Raw genomic sequence first — 21,900 nt, 5'->3', positions numbered from 1 at the left:
GGTTAATTAATTAGTAATTCGATGCAATAATAAATTTAAAATTTCAGTATGTGCAATTAAAATTCCCTACAAAAACACATCAACATATAAATTCATACATTACAAAAACACATCAAATAAAAAATAATATACTCATTTTCAGAATTTTAAAAATAATTTTATATTGTTATAGAATTGTTAACTAAATAAAATAAACACTACATTTACTAAAAATGAATTATTTTCGATTTTATGGAGAATTTCCACAGAAAAATACAATATTCCAATTGCAATAATCCAAAAAAAGAGGATTACAAAACATTACTAATAGAAACACTGATCTAAAATTATGAAATTCGCAAATGCATCTATTTCGATTTTTATCCTTTTTATACTGCCTTTTACTATTTTCTCCCAGGTAAAAAACATCGGATTACCTGCAATCAAAAACTATAAGCGATCCGATTATAAAGGAGGCACTCAAAACTGGAATATTGATCAGGATAAAAATGGCAATATCTATTTCGCAAACAATAATGGTCTAATCCAATTTGACGGATCAACCTGGAGCAAATATCCACTTCCCAACAATACTGCAATCAGAAGTTTAAAAATAGACGGCCAGTCCGGAAGAATATACGTTGGCGGAAACAATGAATTTGGTTATTTTAAGAGTGATACAAAAGGCAGATTACAATACCATTCCCTTTCTGCCTTAATCAGTAAAAAAGACAGCAGAAACATTAACCTGATCTGGAGAATACATCTTTATAAAAGAGAAGTTGTATTTCAGTCCTTCACAAAGGTCTTCTTTTACAAAAACAATAAATTACGCCTTATCAATGCCCCAAGAAGATTTCAATTCTCTTTTCTTATAAAGGAACATCTTTATTTTCAGGATAAAGTTCTGGGAATTTTAGAATACAAGAACCAAAAACTAGTACCTCTAAAAGGAACCACTGCTTTAAACGACAAAGAGATCTGGGCGATGTTTCCGCTACCCAACAACAAATTACTTTTTGCTACCTTAGAAAAAGGACTCTTTACCTATGACTATAATAACATTACACCTTGGGAAACCGAAGCCAATAATTTTATCAAAAAAAACACCTCTTTGGGTGGAGCAATTATCGGAAACAAATTCATCGTACTCAATTCGGTACTCAACGGCGCAGTCATTTGCGACCTGAATGGAAAAATCCTTCAGCATCTCAATCGACAAAAAGGACTCCAGAACAATACGGTACTGACCTCTTTTGTTGACAATAAAAATAATTTATGGCTGGGACTGGATAACGGAATCGCCTTTATCAACCAAAACTCTCCTTTTACTTTTTTTGACTATAGTTATAATATAGGCACCGTTTATGCTTCTGTAATTTTCAACAAAAACTTATATGTCGCCACCAATCAGGGCTTATTTTATCATTCCTGGAACACTCCTTTTAATGATGAACCATTCAACCGCGTTGAGGGTACCATTGCGCAGGCCTGGAACATTCAGGTCATCAATAATAGGCTTTTGTGCGCAAGCAATAGCGGTGCCTTGATAATTGATCAAAACAGAGTCTCTAAAACACTGGACAATAGAGGTTATTTCGGCTTCAAAACCATTCCAAACCACCCCGATTACATTATTGGTGAGAGCTACAGCGGTTTTTCCATCTTTAAAAACTCAGCAAACGAAATCAGTTATGTTAATCAGATCGCGGGATTTGACGAAACAACCAATACATTTGAAATCGAGCTGGACAACAATTATTTGTGGTTAAAAAAAGATCCTTATCTGTATCAGATGAGATTGTCTGAAGATTTAAAAAAATTTGACCTTGTAAAAAAACATTCACAGCTTTCTGCATCAACAAAAGGAATAAGTAGTATTCAGTTGATCAACAACAAAGTCTATTTTCAAACCAAAAATCACTTTTACAGATACAGTGACGAACAGGAAGACTTTTTTGAAGACAAAAAAGTAACCGCTTTGTTCCAAAAAATTCCGACTGTAAATACTGTAATAGAAGACAAATACAACAATTTGTGGTACTCTTACAATGAATCACTTGGTATTTTAATAAAGAGTTCCAATGGAAAATACACCCGCACAGAAGTTCCATTTTCTAATTTAACAGGCAACCTGGTAAACAAATATATTTCGGTCAACACAATCGATCCGGAGAACATCTTTATCGGATTAACTGATGGACTAGCACATTATGATTCCAAAATTTCAAACAAATTCATCACAAAACCTAAGGTCTTTTTTGAAAGTTTCTCCTCTACCAGCGATACCATTATAACCGGTAATCTTGAAAAACCACTAACTGACCTTTTAATACCTTATCAGTCCAACCACGTCAAATTTACGTTCTCATCGCCTACCTTCGAAAATCAGGAGAATGTAACCTATTCCTATAAACTGGAGCCCTTTGAAGAAAACTGGCGCAATTGGTCGACCACCTCTATAAAAGAATACACCAATCTGAGAGAAGGCAAGTACACCATGAAAATTAAAGCAAAAAACAGTTATGGTATGGAGTCCGGTGTATCTGAAATCAATTTTACTATTTCACCGCCCTGGTACAGACATTTTCTGGCTTATCTGACTTACTTTTTATTACTACTGGCAGGAATTTATATCATTTCAAACAGAATTAAACTGAAAATCAGGAAAAACAAATATTATGAAACGATAGAACAAAGAAGGCTTTATCTGGAAAAAGAATCTAAGATCAGACATGAACAACACGAACTGGAGAAAGAAATTGAACGCCTAAAAAGCGACAAACTTCAGATAAAAATCCTCGCCAAAGACAAAGAACTGGTGAACAATTCTCTTCAGGTGGTAAAGAAAAACAAAGTCTTAAATGGTATCATTCACAAACTAAAAGAAATCGACAATGATGCTCTCGATGAATCTACGAAATTTCAGGTAAGTAAATTAAACAAAAGCATCGTAAAGGAGGTTAATACCGATAAAAGCTGGAAAGACCTCGAGAAGCACATCAAAAATGTACACTTTGAATTCTTAAAACGTTTAAAAGAGAAATACCCGACCATTTCCCCACGTGAGCTGGATTTATCCACTTATTTACTGATGAATATGTCTACCAAAGAAATAGCCGAGATTATGAATATTTCGACAGGCGGAGTCGAACTGGCACGCTACCGACTCAGAAAAAAACTAGGCTTAAACAAAAAAGAAAACCTGATTGGTTTTCTGATGAGCATCTAAAAAACAAAAAAGGCATTCTGTAGAGAATGCCTTTTTATTAGTTGATAAATTCCAATGTTCGTTCCAAAGCCATTCCTCTGGATCCTTTTATCAGAATCGTATTTTCTTTAAAATGTATCGTTTTCAAAAACTCAGCAAAAACATCGAAAGTTTCAAAAAACTGAAGTTTGTCACTGGTCACCTTTGTTTCGTAAAAGTACTTCCCAATCAAATAACAAACAGATTGATTTTGATTGGACAATGAATCTACAATTTGTTTGTGCTCCTGCAGGCTTTCGTCGCCAAGTTCAAACATATCGCCTAAGATCATCACCTTATTCGAATTTTCCAATTGCAGGAAATTAGTAATAGCCACAGCCATACTGCTTGGGTTTGCATTGTAAGCATCCAGAACAATCTCATTCGATCCTTTCTTTAACAACTGCGATCTGTTGTTTTCCGGTATGTAATTCTCGATCGCGTGTTTTACCGCTTTATCTTCTACCTTAAAATAAGCTCCGATTGCTACAGCGGCATTGATATTATTTGCGTTGTAAAGCCCAATTAAATGCGATTCTACACTAAAATTATCGTACCCGATTACCACAAATGGATTTGCCTGAATACTATTGATTTTCAGGTTGGCCTGAGCATTATTCACTCCAAATGTAAAAGATTCAATTCCTGCTGATTTTTCAATCTGGATTGGATCTTCGAGATTTACAAAAGCGATCTTATTGTTTTTTGCCAGATATTGATACATCTCGCTTTTACCAATAATTACTCCTTCAACACCACCAAAACCTTCTAAATGTGCTTTTCCGAAATTGGTAATATAACCAAAATCAGGTTGTGCGATCTCACACAAGAACGCTATCTCTTTCTTGTGATTGGCTCCCATTTCAACGATTCCGATTTCTGTTTCTTTCGTAAAAGACAGCAAAGTCAACGGAACTCCAATATGATTGTTTAAATTTCCAACAGTTGCTTTGGTTTTGAACTTCTGAGATAAAACTACATTGATCAATTCCTTAGTAGTCGTTTTTCCGTTACTGCCTGTTAAAGCAATAATTGGAAGTTTCAAATAAGATCTGTGGTACTTTGCCAGTTCCTGTAATGTCTCTAAGCTGTTTTCTACCAAAATTGTTCTGTCATCAATAGCATAAGCAGCGTTGTCGATAACCACAAATAAGGCTCCCAATTCTATTGCCTTCGCAGCAAAAGTATTGGCATCAAAGTTTTCACCTTTTATAGCAAAAAACATAGAATCCTTTTCAATTTTCCTCGTATCAATTGAAACTGATTTACATTTTAAAAACAAGTTATGAAGGTCCTGAATATTCATTTATATAAATTTTTACATATTAAAAATAAGCAATAAAAAAATTCCAAATTCCAAAAGCTGCGTAAATCAGTTGGAATTTGGAATTTTTTTATTGAGTTTTCAAGAATTTAGTTTCTTGGTGATTTTCTTTTTTCAGATTTAGCACCCACTCTAGACATTGCACATCTAAATCCGATGTAGTCAGTTGCCATATCCTGAGGGAAATATCTTCTTTGACCCGGATCTAACCAATAAGCTCTGTCTCTCCATGAACCTCCTTTGTAAACTCTTACATTATCATCGATTAATGTTGTACGTTTACTTGAGTTGTCATATTTCTTAATCATCTGACCTAAACTATCTGTTGTGATATTGTGTTTAGGAGAGTTGTACATCGCCTGATCTGCTTTTGATCCTGATTCAGAATCTCCGAAATCAAAATATTTAGAAGATTGTTTGTCTCCGTCTCTGTAGTTAATGTTGTTACTTGTATCGAAGTTAGTTCTTAAGTAAGTTTCATTCTCATCAACAGGAACCTGAGCGATTTCTCCAGGTAAATTTGTTGCTACTTTTTTACCGTTACTTAATGTTTTGTACTGAATATTATCTTTAGTAATAATTTCAATTTTTCCATCTTTCCCGATTTTGTTTTTAGCATATTGATTTCCTCTAAAGTAGTTGAAATCATTTGCTTCGTTATCGATAATAGGTCTGTAAACGTCAGCAACCCACTCGGCAACGTTTCCTGCCATATCGTACAATCCAAAATCGTTAGGAGCGTAACTTTTTACAGAGTTTGTAATATCTGCCCCATCATCAGACCAACCTGCAATTCCACCGTAATCACCGTTTCCTTGTTTGAAGTTAGCCAATTGATCTCCTTTGTTTTTACGTTTTGAAGAACGGGTGTAATCACCAGACCAAGGATATTTCTTTTGTCCTTTATAGATATTGTATTCTCTTTGTCCAACATCGGCAGCAGCAGCATACTCCCACTCTGCTTCGGTAGGAAGTCTGTATTCCGGCAAAATAAGTCCTGAAGAACGTTGTGCGTACACATTTTTCTCTTCCTGAACAACACCGTCTTTACCTGTTTTAGGTTTTTTTCTTCCGCTAGGATTTTTCTTTAATACAAGTTCTTCATTCCCTCCGTAAGTTGTACTTGGAGAAGCAACATAAGCTTCTGTATTAAATAAACTTTCAGCGCTAACATCCTGAGTTTTTGCTCCTCTTTTAAGGTAACCATTTTTCTCTAAAACTGCTTCGTTCACACGATCCGTTCTCCATTTAGCAAATTCAACAGCCTGAATCCAGTTTACACCTACTACCGGATAGTTTGCGTAAGATGGGTGTCTTAAGTAGTTGTTTGTCATCGTTTCGTTGTATCCTAAACGATTTCTCCATACTAAAGTATCAGGAGATGCTCCTTCGTAAATATTCTTGTAATTTTCTTCTGTTGGTGGGAAAACTTTCTTTAACCATTCCAGGTATTCTAAGTACATACCGTTGGTAACTTCAGTTTCATCCATATAGAATGACTGAACGTGTTGTTGAGTTGGTGTGTTATTCCAATCGTGCATAACATCATCCTGTACTTTACCCATCGTAAATGTACCTCCCTCAACAAAAACTAAACCAGGACCAGCCTGTTGTTTTTTTCCTGCATTTCTGGCAGCAGTTCCATTCTGACTGTCTACGTCCCAACCAGTTGCCCTGGAGGCATGACTGGAACTCGATTTTTTGCTACAACTAGCCGTGCCTAACATCAATACCATTGACATCATTAATTGCAAGACTACAATTTTGTTTACTTTCATACTCATTCTTAGGTGATAAATTTAGGTGCTGCAATATAATAATTAACATTTAATTGGCAACATCCGTTCTAATAATTTTATTTCGCTGTTTTTTTACCAGAAAATAACCTATTGTTACGAACGCAAAAATATACTTTTTATTATTTACTGTAACATGAAATACTATATTTTTACCTACTAAAATATTTTTAATTAAAAACCGTTTTATTCGCTAATGAAACAAGTCCTGATCTTATATCTTTTTCTACTTCCATTTATCTCATTTTCCCAGATAAATGAAGACTTTACATTAGATTGGCAAAACAAAAAAGAGATGAGTTTTGGTGACTCAAAATTAAAAATACCGTATTTTTCCGGAAACAGTTTTCGGTATGATACTACTAAAAAAAGCATAATATTACTGCTCAATCTGACCGAATCCGGTTATTCAAACTACAATTCGATTCAAATTTTCAACGTGGTTTACGAGTCTGTTTCAACTGCCGATCTGGGTGACCTTTCACTCGAAAATATCCATGAAAAGCCAAATGAGACTCTTAAAACAACTACCTCAAGAGACCTAAAGCAGGTATTTTTATCATTATCGCCTATCATAAAAGAAGGAAACAGCTTCAAACGAATCCGATCTTTTTCTTACAAAAAAACAGCTGATAGTTCTGCAAAAAACAACAACACTTCTTCTTTTCAAAAATCAAATACGGTTTACAATTCTGTGTTAGCTACGGGAGACTGGTACCGTTTTTATATTGAAAAATCGGGCGTCTACAAAATTTCGAGATCTTTCCTTCAAAGCTTAGGATTTGACCCCGGAAAAACTGACCCGAGGAGAATCAAAATTTACGGAAATGGAGGAAAAATGCTTCCTCTTGCGAACAATGTTTATTATCCGGAAGATCTGGCAGAAAATGCAATTCAGATTGTAGGCGAAACAGACGGTGTATTCAACAACGAAGATTATATTCTTTTTTATGGTGAAGGAGTCGAAAACTGGAACACCGAAAGTCAGACAAACCTGAACCTGTACGACACCAAATCCTATTATTATATCACTACTACAGGCGGTGACGGAAAACGAATCGCTCCTCTAAACCAACCCACCGCAAACAGCACTTTAGACCTGAACACTTTCGACGATTATCAGTTTCATGAAATCGACAAAATAAACATTGCTCATTTGGGTCGACAGTGGCTTGGAGAATCTTTTGACATTACTCAGGAGCAGGAATTCAGCTTTAACTTTCCTAACATTGACACTTCTGTACCTGTAAAAATAGAGCTCAAAGCAGCTTCAGCAGCCTACACTCCCACTTCATTTACCATTTCTGCCAACGGACAAAACATCGGAAACCTTAATTTTCAAGCCTTGGCATTAAATTCTGATATCAAATATTACAATCAGGAATTACCCTCGAACGCAGCCTTTACGGGGACTGAAAATGTAAAAATAAAACTTACCTACAACAACAATGGGGTTCCGGGATCAAAAGGATATCTTGATTTCATTAATCTGACTGCCAAAAGAAAGCTTTTGGGCATCGGTAAACAATTCAGATTTCAATACAATTTAGCAGGTTCAACTCCTGGAATAGCCAATTACACCATCGGAAATGCCGCTGCTATTTCTCAGATTTGGGACGTGACTGATCCAGCTAACACCTTAAAAATAGAAAACAACAACCAACCCAACTTTAGCTTTAAGGCGTCATTGGGAGAAATAAGAACATACATCGCCCTTGATCCTGCCGATTATTATGCCCCTTTAAAAGAAAGCCAGTCTAAAGTTACCAATCAAAATTTAAAAGGAACACTTTTCAGGAATGCTCAAAACAGTTTTCAGGACATCGACTATATAATTGTAACACCAAAAACTCTTGTTTCCCAAGCTGAAAAACTAGCCACTTTCCATCGGATAAATTCTAATTTGAACGTAAAAGTAATTCCATTAGAGAACATTTATCAGGAATTCTCTTCAGGAAAGCAAGACGTAGCTGCCATCAGAAACTGCATTCGATACCTCTATAATAATGCCTCAACTTCTGACAAAAGACTTAAATATGTAAATCTGTTCGGAGATGCCTCATTTGACTACAAAGACCGAATTACAAATAATACCAACATTGTACCCGTATACCAGTCCGTCATCAGCAACTCTACGGGAGAAGCCTCATTTGCCTCAGATGATTTTTACGGACTTATGGATCCTAATGAAGGCGTTGTCGTTTTCCCTTTTGGAGGAATTGATATCGCAGTAGGCAGAATGTTAATTTCAGACAATGCTCAGGCATCAGAAATGGTCAACAAAGTTTTGGAATACCACGACCAGAAATCATTTGGAAACTGGCGCAACAACGTGGTTATGGTAAGCGACGACTCTGACCGAGCCTCAGACGCCACCTTACAATCACGCCAGAACACCCTGGCCGATGCCATCTCTGCCCAAAAACCTTTTTTAAATATTGAAAAGATTTTCCTTGATTCTTACACCCAGGAGGCTTCCGCAGGAGGATCGAGATACCCGAAGGCCAGAACCGATATATTTAATGCTTTTGAAAAAGGCGCCTTAGTTTTTAACTATCTTGGACATGGCGGTGAAGACGGTCTTGCAGCCGAAAGAATTTGGGAAAAATCAGACGGTCAAAATCTGAACAATCAATACAAATACCCTTTATTCATTACGATAACCTGCGAGTTCTCAAGATTTGATGACCCAACAAGACCAACCGCAGGAGAATACACTTTTTGGAATCCAAAAGGAGGCGCCATTTCCATGCTAACCACTATTCGAGCCATAGGACAATACAATGCTGAAAACTTTAACGACAGCCTGAACAAGAATTTGTTTTCATACGGATCCAGCCAATACACAAGCATCGCCGAAGCGCTTAGAATTTCTAAAAACGAAAATCCAAGTTCTTCCAGCAACGTCATTTTTTACATTGGCGACCCTGCTTTGATGCTTTCCATCCCGAAACCAAAAATCAATTTAACAAAAATCAATGACATTGCGATTTCTCAACCCATTCCCGATTTTAAATCTTTGTCAAAAATTAAAATCACAGGAGAAATAACCGACGAAAACAACACGCTGCTAAGCAATTACAACGGTGAACTGGCGACCGCTATCTTTGACAAGCTGATTACCAGCAGTACCCTAAACAACGATGGATATAGCCCTGCGATGTCATTCAAAATATTAGGAGAAACTATTTTCAGAGGAAATGCTTCGATAACCAATGGTCAGTTTGAATTCAGCTTTGTTGTACCCCGGGACATCCGTGTTCCTGTTGATTACGGCCGAATCAGCTTTTACGCCAAAAAAAACCAAACACTTGAAAATCAATCAGGTTACAACACCACTATAAAAATTGGAGGAATAAATGAAAATGCTCCACAGGACAATATAAGTCCAAAAGTGAAGTTATATATGAACGACGAAACTTTTGTATCGGGAGGAATTACAAACGAATCGCCCTTTTTACTGGCGTTTCTTGAAGATGAAAATGGAATCAATACAGCAAGCGGAATCGGGCATGATATTACAGCAGTGCTGGACGGCGACGTAAGCAATCCTTTTGTCCTAAATGATTATTATCAGACAAAACTTGACGATTACACCAGTGGAAATTTGCGTTTTCCATTGCGGAATCTTGCTGCCGGAATGCACACAATAACATTTACAGCATGGGACGTTTACAACAATCCCGTAACCAGTGAAATTCAGTTTATAGTTGTCGGAAATGAATCGCTGACCCTAACACACGTTCTTAATTATCCTAACCCATTCTCAACCTATACGCAATTTTGGTTTTCACACAACCGACCTTATGAACCTCTGGATGTGCAAGTTCAGGTAATGACCATAACCGGAAAAGTAGTCTGGACAAAAAACCAAATCGTCACCACAGAAGGCTTTTTATCGAGAGATATCACCTGGGACGGGAAAGATGATTTTGGCGATCGAATCGGGAAAGGCGTTTACATTTACAAACTCACTGTCAAATCTAATTTAACAAATAAAAAAGCAGAAAAATACGAAAAGCTTGTCATTTTATAATATTCTATATATTTGTATCACCAACACCATACCTAACATAAATGAAAAAAATATCGCTTCTATTAATTTGCCTTTTAATTATTCCGTACGCAAAAGCTCAAAACATTGAACGCCCAATTACTACAGGAGTACCTTTTTTACTTGTCGCAGCTGACGCAAGAGCAGCAGGTTTAGCCGATCAGGGGGTCGCTACATCAGCCGACGCTTATTCGCAACAATGGAATCCTGCGAAATATGCTTTCTCAGTAGACAAACAAGGATTCTCTGTCAGCTATACTCCTTACTTAACAGACTTAGCCAATGATATTTCATTAGGTCAGGCAACCTATTACAACAAAATCAACGACCGAAGTGCCTTTGCAGGAAGCTTCCGCTATTTTGGTTTTGGAGATATTGAACTAAGAACAACCGGAGACCCAAATGAAGCAGCAAGAATCGTCTCTCCAAATGAGTTTGCCTTAGACGGTTCTTACTCTTTGAAATTAAGCGAAACATTCTCAATGGCAGTAGCCGCAAGATACATTCGTTCTAATCTGAAAATTGCTTCTGAAGAAATCGATGCATCAGCTTCAAGCTCTTTTGCTGTAGACGTTGCCGGATTCTACCAATCAGAAGAAATTGCTTACGCAGATTTTAACGGAAGATGGAGAGGTGGTTTCAACCTGCAAAATCTTGGACCAAAAATAAGCTACGATAACGATGATATCAGTTCCAACTTTTTACCTGCAAATCTTAGACTAGGAGGAGGTTTTGACTTTATCTTAGACGATTACAACAAAGTAGGTCTTAGCGTTGAATTTTCCAAACTTTTAGTTCCAACACCTCCGGGACCGGGAACTCCTGTAGATGCAAATGGTGACGGTGATTTTACAGATCCGGGAGACATTTCTCAGGCACAGGCTGACGCAGCAAAATACAAAACTTACAAAGACATTGGCTGGGTATCGGGAATTTTTAAATCATTCGGAGATGCTCCGGGCGGTTTCAGCGAAGAGTTAAAAGAGATCACCTATAGTGTAGGTGCCGAATATATGTATCAGGATGCCTTTGCCGTAAGAGCAGGATATTTTCACGAAAGCCCCGTAAAAGGAGCCAGACAATTCTTCTCTTTAGGAGCAGGATTCAAATACAATGTAGTAAAAGTTGACGTTTCGTATTTATTTTCGACATCAAAAGTTAAAAATCCGTTAGAAAATACGCTTCGTTTTTCTTTAACCTTTAACTTTGGCGACAAATACGAAGTTTATTAAAACCAGAAAATAAAAAATTAATAACAATCCAAATTCCTGTTTCTTTAGGAATTTGGATTTTTTTTCCCTTAAACAGAAATGAAAGAAATAAGCATTACATCATCCTTTAACATCTATAACAACCTTGAAGAACTTCCGAAAGACATACAGGACTTAATGAATCAGGCGGTAGAAGTTCGCAAAAACGCATATGCGCCCTATTCCCAATTCCGGGTTGGAGCTGCTTTACTTTTAGACAACGGAAAAATAGTAGTAGGATCTAATCAGGAAAATGCGGCATATCCTTCAGGATTATGTGCTGAACGCGTTGCCATTTATCATGCCGGAAGTGTATATCCGGAAGCTAAAATTCTAAAAATGGCCATTACAGCAGCTTCAGACACCAACCAGACCACAGCACCGATTCCACCTTGTGGATCTTGCCGTCAATCTATTGCAGAATACGAGATCAGACAGGATACCCCTATCGAAATCTTTTTTATGGGAGAAATCGGCGAAGTTTACAAATCGGCATCTCTAAAAAATTTACTGCCGTTTATGTTTGATAAAAAGTTCTTGTAAAAAAAAGCCAAAAAGTAGCTTTTAAATTTTACTTCTTACTAGGAATGTCTTATTTTTGCATCCCGACCTTTCGGGCGCAAATTTGTGGGAGGAAACTATTTTGCGTTACAGGCAACAATTGATAACACAAACAAACTTTAGCAAAAGAAAGAATTCAGATGAAAGAAGTTACAAAAGAGGTATATTTAAAGTGGTACGAAGACATGCTACTTTGGAGGAAGTTTGAAGATAAACTTGCAGCATTATACATTCAACAAAAAGTTAGAGGTTTTCTACACCTATATAATGGTCAGGAAGCTGTATTAGCAGGAGCTTTGCACGCTATGGACCTGACCAAAGACAAAATGATTACTGCTTACAGAAACCACGTACAGCCAATTGGTATGGGGGTTGATCCAAGAAACGTAATGGCTGAACTTTTAGGAAAAGCAACCGGTACCTCTAAAGGTATGGGAGGTTCTATGCACATTTTCTCTAAGGAACACCGTTTTTACGGAGGACACGGAATCGTAGGTGGACAAATTCCGGTAGGAGCTGGTTTAGCTTTTGCTGATAAATATTTTAACACCGGCGGAGTTACCATGACTTATTTTGGTGACGGAGCTGCAAGACAAGGTTCTCTACACGAAGCTTTCAACATGGCCATGTTATGGAAATTACCGGTTGTATTTATCGTTGAAAACAATGGTTATGCAATGGGAACTTCTGTTGAAAGAACAGCAAACCACACAGATATTTGGAAACTTGGTTTAGGATACGAAATGCCTTGCGGACCTGTTGACGGAATGAACCCTGTAAAAGTTGCTGAAGCAATGACAGAAGCAATCGACAGAGCACGTCGTGGTGACGGACCAACTTTCCTTGAAATGAAAACGTACCGTTACAGAGGACACTCTATGTCTGACGCACAATTGTACCGTTCTAAAGAAGAGGTAGAAGAATACAAAAAAATTGACCCTATTACTCAGGTTTTAGATGTAATTATGGATCAGAAATACGCTACAGAAGAAGAAATTGAAGTAATCGACCAAAGAGTAAAAGACCTGGTTGAAGAGTGTGTGAAATTCGCAGAAGAATCTCCATACCCTGAATTACAACAATTATATGATGTAGTATACGCACAAGAAGACTATCCATTCACACCTCATAAACTATAAATCAATGGCAACAATTATTACAATGCCTCGTTTGAGCGATACTATGACGGAAGGAACGGTAGCGACTTGGCTTAAAAAAGTAGGCGACAAAATTAGCGAAGGAGACATCTTAGCTGAAATTGAAACAGACAAAGCAACAATGGAATTTGAGTCTTTCAACGAAGGAACTCTTTTACATATCGGAATACCAGCAGGAGAAACTGCTCCTGTTGACTCTTTATTAGCAATCATTGGAAACGAAGGAGAAGATATTTCTGCTCTTTTAGCCGGTGGTGCTGTTCCTGCTGCGGAAGCTCCAAAAACGGAGGCTGCTCCAGCTGCAGAAACTAAAACAGAAACTGCTGCTCCTGCAAAAGCAGCAACTGAATTACCAAAAGGTGTTGTAGTGGTTACTATGCCACGTTTGAGCGACACAATGACTGAAGGAACAGTAGCTACCTGGTTGAAAAAAGTAGGTGATGCCGTTGCTGAAGGAGATATCTTAGCAGAAATTGAAACAGACAAAGCGACTATGGAGTTTGAGTCTTTCAATGCGGGTACTTTATTATACATTGGAATTCAGGAAGGAAATACAGCTCCTGTTGACAGCTTGTTAGCTATCATCGGACCTGCCGGAACTGATGTTTCGGGAATTTCCGCAAACTATACTGCAGGAAGCACTCCAAGCGCTCCTGCTGCTGAAGAAACAAAAGCTGCTCCTGCTGCTGAAAAAGCTACAGAAACGGTAGCTGAAACTTCAAACGGAGGAAGAATTCTGGCTTCACCATTAGCAAAGAAAATCGCTTCTGATAAAGGAATTTCATTAAATCAGGTTAAAGGTTCAGGAGAAAACGGACGTATCGTGAAAAGCGATATCGAGAACTTCACTCCTGCTGCTCAGACACCTGCTGCAGCCGCTGCAACTTCTGCTGCTAAGCCACAAGAAGCCGCACCTGCTGCACCAAAAGTATTTGTTCCTGCCGGAGAAGTTTACACAGAAGAGATCAAAAACTCTCAAATGCGTAAAATTATCGCAAAACGTTTGGCAGAATCTTTATTTACAGCACCTCACTACAACTTAGTGATCGAAGTAAGTATGGACGAAGCTATGGGCGCAAGAGCAACAATCAATACAGTTCCGGATACAAAAGTATCTTTTAACGATATGGTAATCAAAGCTTGTGCTTTAGCCTTGAAAAAGCATCCGAAAATCAACTCTCAGTGGAAAGAAGATGCAATCATCATCAACCACCACGTAAACATTGGTGTTGCTGTAGCAGTTGAAGACGGATTAGTAGTTCCTGTATTGAAATTTACAGATGCTATGAGTTTATCTCAAATTGGCGCAAGCGTAAGAGATCTTGCCGGAAGAGCAAAAAACAAAAAACTGGGACCACAGGAAATGGAAGGAAGTACTTTTACTGTTTCTAACCTTGGAATGTTTGGGATCACTGAATTCAATTCAATCATCAACCAGCCAAACTCTGCAATCCTTTCTGTAGGAGCAATTGTAGAAAAACCGGTAGTAAAAAATGGTCAGATTGTAGTTGGAAACACCATGATGCTTTCATTAGCATGTGACCACAGAACAATCGACGGTGCAACCGGAGCTCAGTTTTTACAAACATTAAAACAATACATCGAAAGCCCGGTGACCATGTTAGCATAATTTCTATGCCCATGTCCGTCTGAGCAAAGCCAAATGTCAGTCTGAGCGAAGTCGAAGACCAGTCCGAGCGAAGTCGAGGACCACTCATAATAAAATCCCGTCCCGAAGTTTTTCGGGACGGGATTTTTTGTTTAATTTTCATCCTCAAATCCAAAACACATAAAAATGAAGAAAATAACTCTTGTAGCTTTATTCTTAGCAGCTCTCGCCTGCCAGAAGAAAGAACAAACCGAAAAAAAGACAGCTGTCATCGACGAACACAGCTATTCTAAACCCGATCTGGCCGTCGTTAAACATCTTGATCTCGACATCAAAGTAGATTTTAACACGCAAACCATTACGGGAAAAGCATCTTGGCAAATTGACAATATTAACAAAGGAAACGAAATTATCTTCGACGAAAATACGCTTAACATCACCAAAGTAACTTTAGGTGACGAAGAAAAAGAAACCAAATTCAAACTTGGTCCAGACGTAGAATTTCACGGAAAACCACTCCACATTACCATCGAACCCAATACTACCAAAGTTAACATTTACTACAGCACTACTAAAGACGCGGTGGCACTGCAATGGTTAACTCCGGAACAAACTGCAGACAAAAAGAAACCATTTCTTTTCTCTCAGGGCGAAAGCGTTTGGTCCCGTACCTGGATTCCATGTCAGGATTCTCCGGGAATTCGTTTTACCTACAATGCAAAAGTTACTGTTCCTAAAGATTTAATAGCCTTAATGAGCGCTGTTAATCCGCAAAAGAAAAACGACACAGGAGTTTATACCTTCAAACAAGACAAAGCGATTCCTTCTTATTTAATGGCTATCGCCGTCGGAGATCTTGAGTTTCAATCTATCGATAAAAGAACCGGAGTTTACGCAGAACCTTCTTTGTTGAAAAAAGCAGCATGGGAATTTGCTGAATTAGGCAACATGGTTGGCGCTGCCGAAAAATTATACGGACCATACCGTTGGGGACGTTATGACGTACTGGTTTTACCTCCGAGCTTTCCTTATGGCGGAATGGAAAATCCAAACTTAACTTTCCTTACTCCGGGCGTTATTGCCGGAGACCGCTCACTTACCAGCTTATTGGCACATGAATTAGGACACAGCTGGAGCGGAAATTTAGTAACCAATGCCACCTGGGATGATATTTGGTTAAACGAAGGATTTACAACTTATGTGGAGCACAGAATTGGAGAAGCTATCTTTGGAAAGAAAGAATTTGAAATGCAAAACGTTATCACAAACAAAGAATTAACTGATAATGTGGCCGAATACGGAAAAGAAAATCCGGATACAAGATTGAAAGTTAGTCTTACCGGAAGAAATCCTGACGATGGAATTAGCCAAATACCGTACGTAAAAGGGTATGCATTTTTAAGAGTTATCGAGAATGCTGTTGGCCGTGACAAATTCGATCCGTTTATTAAAAATTATTTCGATTCACATGCCTTTCAATCGATCACAACAGAAGACTTCGTAAAATATATCAACGAAAACCTTATTAAAGACGATAAAGCTCTGGCGGATAAAATAAAACTGGACGAATGGATTTACAAACCGGGAATTCCGTCAAACATTCTTCCGGTAAGTTCTCCTGATTTTGATGCGATTGATAAAATCCAAAAAACATGGAGAGAAAAAGGCGTAACAGGACTTAACAAAGAAATCACAACAACTGCCGAAAAACAGCATTTTATAGATCATCTTCCAGCTGATATCACCGTAAAAGAAATGGAAGCTATTGACAAAGAATTCCACTTTACAAAAGGCGGTAATTTCATCATCAAACGCCAATGGTTTGTTCAGGCCATCGAACATCAATACAAAGCAGCCAATCCTGCTATCGAACAATTTCTAATAGGAACAAGCCGAACAGGATCTGTCATGATGCTTTACAAAGAAATGGTTAAAACTCCTGAAGGAAAAGTTTGGGCGAAACAGATTTTCGAAAAAGCAAAATCAGGTTACCACGCGACAACTATTCAGGCTGTTGAAGGTATTTTGAAATAGTATTCAGTTTTCAGTATTCAGTCTCAGTACTCAGTCTCAGTTTTCAGTAACCGGGACTGTAAACTGCGACTGAAAACTGAATATTTACTTATTCTTAGCCTCAATCCATTTTGACATGTACATCGTACTTTTATAAGCATGATGCTGCAATAAACTACCCATAAAATTATGCAGACGATGACTTTTAGAATCTGTCAGTAGTGAATTTACCACAGACATGAATCCACTTGAGTAATTATCTTTTAAATAACACTCGTTGATAATTGCAATTCCCTTCTTTTGAGCCTCGTTCCAAAGGCTCTCATCCTGATAAAGTGTAATTGCTTTCTTAGCAAACTCAGCCGCATCATCTTCTATAAAACCATTCCAGGGCAAATTAGCATGCATCGCTTCAGAACCAATTGCCGTGGTCACACTTGGCGTTCCGCATTGCATGGCTTCCAACAATTTCCCTTTTAAACCTGCTCCAAAACGAATTGGCGCCAGTACAACTCTTGCATTTTTCACGATTTCAACAGCATCCACTGCCCTTCCCATGATATAAAATCCATTTTTAGGCTGATGAATCTGCAAAACTTTCTGTGACGGATAAGCGCCGTAAATTTCCAAAGCAGCTTCAGGGAAATCTTTTTTGATCAGAGGCCAAATTACCTCTCTTAAATACTGAACTGTATTCCAATTGGGCTCATGAAAGAAATTCCCAATAAAAACAAATTTATCTCTTTCTTTAAATGATGGCAATTGCAAAAGATCATTCTCAGACATAGAATCTGTTAAAAAAGGAAGATACAAGAGTAAATCCTCATGGATTCGGAACCTCTCTTTTAGAATATCCATTTCAAAGGTCGAAATGATCAAAGACAAATCACATCTTAAAATACTGGCAATTTCTCTTTTTGCTACTTCTTCAGAAAACAAATTCTCTATCTCAAACTTTCGGTTTTCTTTAAAAGCTTTCTGCCTTGCAGCCCTCAAACAATGCAAATCTTCGGTATCGAGAATCCGAATCGCTTCAGGACAGTTTTCTGTCACACGCCATCCAAATTGTTCTTCGATCATAAAACGGTCAAAAAGAACAACTTGCGGATTTAGTTCCTTTACAAAATCATCAAAACTGGCCGAATTGAGTTCAATGCTTTTTTTCGCTACTCCAAACTCAGACAAATCCACCATGAAATCACTGTCTAACGCCGCGCTGACAAATGTAATATCAAATTCATTTTGTTTAAAAATAGAAATTAACTGCATCATTCTTCCTCCGGCAGCAGACGAATTTGGCTCAGGCCAGACAGAACCAATAATTAAAAGTTTTTTCACTTGATTCATTTACATTCCATTCAAGCTACAAAATAATGCTTTTTTGGGCGTATTCGCATGGTATTTCCTGTTTTTTGGTCATAAAAATGAGTATTTTTGCAAAATACAAATTTCGGAATCAATTATGTTAGGATTAAAATTAGCCACAGACCCGCGCTGGGTAAATATAGTAGAATCAAATATCGAAGAGATTTTGACGGATCATGCGTGGTGCGAGCAAAAAGCAGCTTCAAATGCCATCAGCTTAGTGACTTACAATTCTGAACTGGAAGAATTGGTTACTGAAATGCTTGTAATCGCCAGGGAAGAACTGGAACATTTGCAGATGGTGCACGATATGATCAAAAAAAGAGGTCTGACTTTGGGACGCGAACGAAAAGATCACTATGTAAATGAACTTTTTAAATTCATGAAAAAAGACGGAAGCCGCAGAGACGCTCTTTGCGACCGCCTGTTGTTTTCGGCTATGATTGAAGCAAGAAGCTGTGAGCGTTTTAAGGTACTTTCTGAAAACATAAAAGACGAAGAATTGGCTAAATTCTATCGCGATTTAATGATTTCTGAAGCCGGACATTATACTACATTTTTAGGTTTTGCACGAAAATACACAGACAATATAGATATTGATAAACGCTGGAAAGAATGGATTGAATTTGAAGGTTCAATTATTACCAACTACGGAAAAAGTGAGACCGTACACGGATAATATTCTTTTAAACTCGATTTTCATTTTTACCTATAAATACCACAACTTGTTATGTCTACAAATAAAATAAAGACCATTTTACTAAAAACGGCCAAATACCTTGGGATTACCATTGTTGTCATTGTAGGACTGCTATTCCTTACTCCCATTATTTTTGAAGATCAAATCAAGGAACAAATTAAAAAAACCGCTAACGAAAAGCTGAGCGCAGAACTGAACTATTCTGATGTTTCGGTTTCGTTTTTCCAACATTTCCCTTCTCTAACTTTAACGTTAAGTGATTTACACCTTAACGGATCGGCTCCTTATACAAACGAAAAATTCATCACTGCGAAAGAAGTTTCTTTTGGAATAAATGTAGCCAGTCTCGTTTTCAGCAAAGAAGTAAAAATCGATCAGATTTATTTGTCAGATTCCTTTATCAATGTAAAAGTAAATGAAGAAGGAGAAGCCAATTACAATATTTACAAATCAAGTTCTCAGGCCGAAACCCCTAAAGACAGTACCGAAACCGCTTTAAAACTGGAGCGGATTGAAATTTTAAACAGTAAAATTGTTTACGATGACAAATCAACCAAAATTCATTTTGATGCTTTAGGATTTGACTATTTAGGAAAAGGCGATCTCAACAAAGCTGTTTTTGATTTGTATTCGAAAGCAAAAATTGAAAAACTGAATATTGTTTATGAAAATGAACCTTATTTAATGAATAAAAAAGTGAACGCTGATTTGATTACAAAGGTCAACGTAAACTCTTTATCCTTTTACTTCCAGCAAAACAACCTTAAGATAAACGACTTACTAGTTGACTTTATAGGGAAATTCGACTTCCTGAAGGACGGTTATAACATGGATTTTGTGATCAAATCAGATAATAGTGATTTACACGACGTTTTTACCGCTTTCCCTCCGAAATACATCACCTGGCTGTCTAAAACTGAAATAAAAGGAAATACCAACCTGCTTTTGACTTTAAAAGGGGACTATATTGCAGCACAAAAAATTGCTCCGGATCTAAATCTGGAGGTAAAAGTCGACAGCGGTTTTGTCAATTACAACAAAAGCGCTTTTCCGGTTTCCAATTTAAATTTAGAGATCAAAACTAAAGTTCCGTCTTTAAATCCGGATTTGCTTACTGTCGATGCTAAGAATCTGTCGCTGAACATGAACCAAGATTATTTAAAATCGAAATTTTACGTAAAAGGCATAAACACTCCGGATATTAATGCTGATTTTAAAGCCAAAATTGATCTTGGAAAATTAATGTCGGCACTTGGAATTCCAACTATTGTTTTAAAAGGGAATCTGGCTGGTGACGTAAAAGCCAATGGAAAATTTGACTTAAAAAACAAACTTCTTCCTGTTACCAACGGAACTATTGACCTGGTAAACGGTTACTTAAAAACACCTTATTATCCAAATCCGATCACAGACATTACGATTAAATCTAAAGTTGAAAACCCGAAAGGAACTTTTGGCGACTTAAAAATAAACCTAAAACCTGCTCAGTTTACCTTTGAAGGAAAACCTGTTTTTGTAGAAGCCGATCTTAGCAATTTTAATGATTTAGCTTACGGCATCAAGGCTAAAGGAGAACTGGACGTGAACAAAATCTACAAAGTTTTCTCTCAGCAAGGACTTGATCTGGACGGTTTCGTAAAAGCCGATTTGGTTTTGAAAGGAAAACAAAGCGACGCCGAAAAAGGAAATTACCGAAAGCTGTACAACAAAGGAACACTTGAACTTAGAAACATCGGAATAACTTCTGAATATCTTCCGAAGAAATTCATCATCAAAGAAGGTATTTTCAAAATCAATCAGGACAAGATGTCCTTCAATAACTTTTTGGCAGCATACGGTCAGTCTGACTTTAGGTTAAACGGTTACCTGCAGAACGTTTTCAATTATGCTACTACCAATACCGGTGTTTTAAAAGGCTCTTTTAAATCGACTTCACGATATATCAATGTGGACGAATTTATGTCGAGTACTCCAACAAATACCACCACAGCAGCAACCTCGACAGAAACCAAACCTCAGACTCAGCCAGCTCAATCCGGTGTTATTATTATTCCTGCCAATCTGAATCTGCACTTTACAGCCAACGCTCAAAAAGTCAATTTTGACAAATTGAATCTTTTAAATGCCGTTGGAAACCTAAGCATGAACAAGGGCAAACTGAACATGCAGAATACCGGTTTCAATCTAATTGGATGTGATGTCAGCATGAATGCAAATTATCAGGCTATAACTCCAAAAAAGGCCAATTTTGACTATGCCATTAAAGCTTCTGACTTTGACATCAAAAAAGCCTATAACGAAATTGAAGTCTTTAGAAAGATGGCCAGTGCCGCTGAAAAAGCACAAGGAATCGTTTCTTTAGATTATCAGTTAAAAGGACGTTTAAACAGCAATATGTCTCCGGTTTATCCATCGCTTGCAGGTGGAGGAACACTTTCGATAAAAGATGTAAAAGTTCGCGGGCTGAAAATGTTTAGTGCCGTGAGCAAGCAAACCAATACAGAGTCTATCAAAAATCCGGATCTTTCGAAGGTAGACATTAAGACGACCATCAAAAACAACATCATGACGGTAGAACGTTTTAAGTTTAAGTTTGCAGGCTTCCGACCAAGAATCGAAGGCACCACAAGTCTGGACGGAAAACTGAACCTAAAAATGCGTCTGGGTCTTCCTCCGTTAGGGATTTTTGGAATTCCGCTAACTATTACCGGAACTCAGGACAATCCAAAAATAAAAGTGGGAAGAAAATCTCAAAACTTAGAAGAAACAAAAGATACTGAAGAATAAAATCAGAAAACCTGTTCATTATGAGCAGGTTTTTTTTATTCAAGAACCTGTTTAA

At 37.5% G+C, this 21,900-nt stretch carries 12 protein-coding genes; 9 read left to right on the top strand and 3 right to left on the bottom strand.

The window, feature by feature from the left end; translation table 11 throughout:
- Positions 1-328 precede the first annotated feature (328 nt).
- Positions 329-3,211 carry a triple tyrosine motif-containing protein gene (locus ACAM30_RS10850; RefSeq protein ID WP_369618504.1) on the top strand — a complete coding sequence of 961 codons (2,883 nt, stop codon included), beginning with the start codon at positions 329-331 and terminating at the stop codon, positions 3,209-3,211.
- 37 nt (positions 3,212-3,248) lie between these two features.
- Here ACAM30_RS10850 and murF read toward each other — a convergent pair whose 3' ends face one another.
- Together murF and gldJ are read right to left on the bottom strand one after the other, a co-directional pair.
- Positions 3,249-4,535 (bottom strand): UDP-N-acetylmuramoyl-tripeptide--D-alanyl-D-alanine ligase, encoded by a 1,287-nt coding sequence (gene murF, locus ACAM30_RS10845; RefSeq protein ID WP_369618503.1) that lies wholly within the window; start codon positions 4,533-4,535, stop codon positions 3,249-3,251.
- A 107-nt stretch (positions 4,536-4,642) separates the two neighbouring features.
- Entirely contained in the window at positions 4,643-6,331 is a 1,689-nt protein-coding gene (gldJ, locus tag ACAM30_RS10840; RefSeq protein ID WP_369618502.1) for a gliding motility lipoprotein GldJ, read from the bottom strand.
- Between the two features lie 214 nt (positions 6,332-6,545).
- Between gldJ and porU the strand changes: the two genes are divergently transcribed.
- The 6 genes from porU (at position 6,546) to ACAM30_RS10810 (ending at position 17,014) form a co-directional block, all read left to right on the top strand.
- The gene (porU, locus tag ACAM30_RS10835) at positions 6,546-10,385 is read left to right on the top strand and encodes a type IX secretion system sortase PorU (RefSeq protein WP_369618501.1); all 3,840 of its coding nucleotides are present in this window, start codon (positions 6,546-6,548) and stop codon (positions 10,383-10,385) included.
- A 41-nt stretch (positions 10,386-10,426) separates the two neighbouring features.
- Positions 10,427-11,635, top strand: coding sequence for a type IX secretion system outer membrane channel protein PorV (gene porV, locus ACAM30_RS10830; RefSeq protein ID WP_369618500.1), 1,209 nt, complete (start codon positions 10,427-10,429; stop codon positions 11,633-11,635).
- Between the two features lie 78 nt (positions 11,636-11,713).
- A complete protein-coding gene (cdd, locus tag ACAM30_RS10825) occupies positions 11,714-12,196 on the top strand; it encodes a cytidine deaminase (protein WP_369618499.1) in 483 nt (160 codons plus the stop codon).
- A gap of 158 nt (positions 12,197-12,354) precedes the next feature.
- Positions 12,355-13,353, top strand: a complete 999-nt coding sequence (pdhA, locus tag ACAM30_RS10820; protein ID WP_017497233.1) for a pyruvate dehydrogenase (acetyl-transferring) E1 component subunit alpha — start codon at positions 12,355-12,357, stop codon at positions 13,351-13,353.
- 4 nt (positions 13,354-13,357) lie between these two features.
- A complete protein-coding gene (locus ACAM30_RS10815; protein ID WP_369618498.1) occupies positions 13,358-15,001 on the top strand; it encodes a 2-oxo acid dehydrogenase subunit E2 in 1,644 nt (547 codons plus the stop codon).
- 165 nt (positions 15,002-15,166) lie between these two features.
- Positions 15,167-17,014 carry a leukotriene A4 hydrolase C-terminal domain-containing protein gene (locus ACAM30_RS10810; protein WP_369618497.1) on the top strand — a complete coding sequence of 616 codons (1,848 nt, stop codon included), beginning with the start codon at positions 15,167-15,169 and terminating at the stop codon, positions 17,012-17,014.
- A gap of 84 nt (positions 17,015-17,098) precedes the next feature.
- On the opposite strand, the gene ACAM30_RS10805 is transcribed toward ACAM30_RS10810, so the two are convergent.
- The gene (locus ACAM30_RS10805) at positions 17,099-18,340 is read right to left on the bottom strand and encodes a glycosyltransferase (protein ID WP_369618496.1); all 1,242 of its coding nucleotides are present in this window, start codon (positions 18,338-18,340) and stop codon (positions 17,099-17,101) included.
- 115 nt (positions 18,341-18,455) lie between these two features.
- Between ACAM30_RS10805 and ACAM30_RS10800 the strand changes: the two genes are divergently transcribed.
- Together ACAM30_RS10800 and ACAM30_RS10795 are read left to right on the top strand one after the other, a co-directional pair.
- Positions 18,456-19,037, top strand: coding sequence for a tRNA-(ms[2]io[6]A)-hydroxylase (locus ACAM30_RS10800; RefSeq protein ID WP_369618495.1), 582 nt, complete (start codon positions 18,456-18,458; stop codon positions 19,035-19,037).
- Positions 19,038-19,088: 51 nt separating this feature from the next.
- Complete coding sequence (locus ACAM30_RS10795; RefSeq protein WP_369618494.1) at positions 19,089-21,845, top strand: AsmA-like C-terminal region-containing protein; 2,757 nt, start codon at positions 19,089-19,091, stop codon at positions 21,843-21,845.
- The last annotated feature ends 55 nt before the right edge of the window (positions 21,846-21,900 follow it).

The organism is Flavobacterium sp. CFS9, from assembly GCF_041154745.1.
Taxonomy (GTDB): Bacteria; Bacteroidota; Bacteroidia; order Flavobacteriales; family Flavobacteriaceae; genus Flavobacterium.
This window is presented reverse-complemented; position numbering and strand designations above follow the sequence as displayed.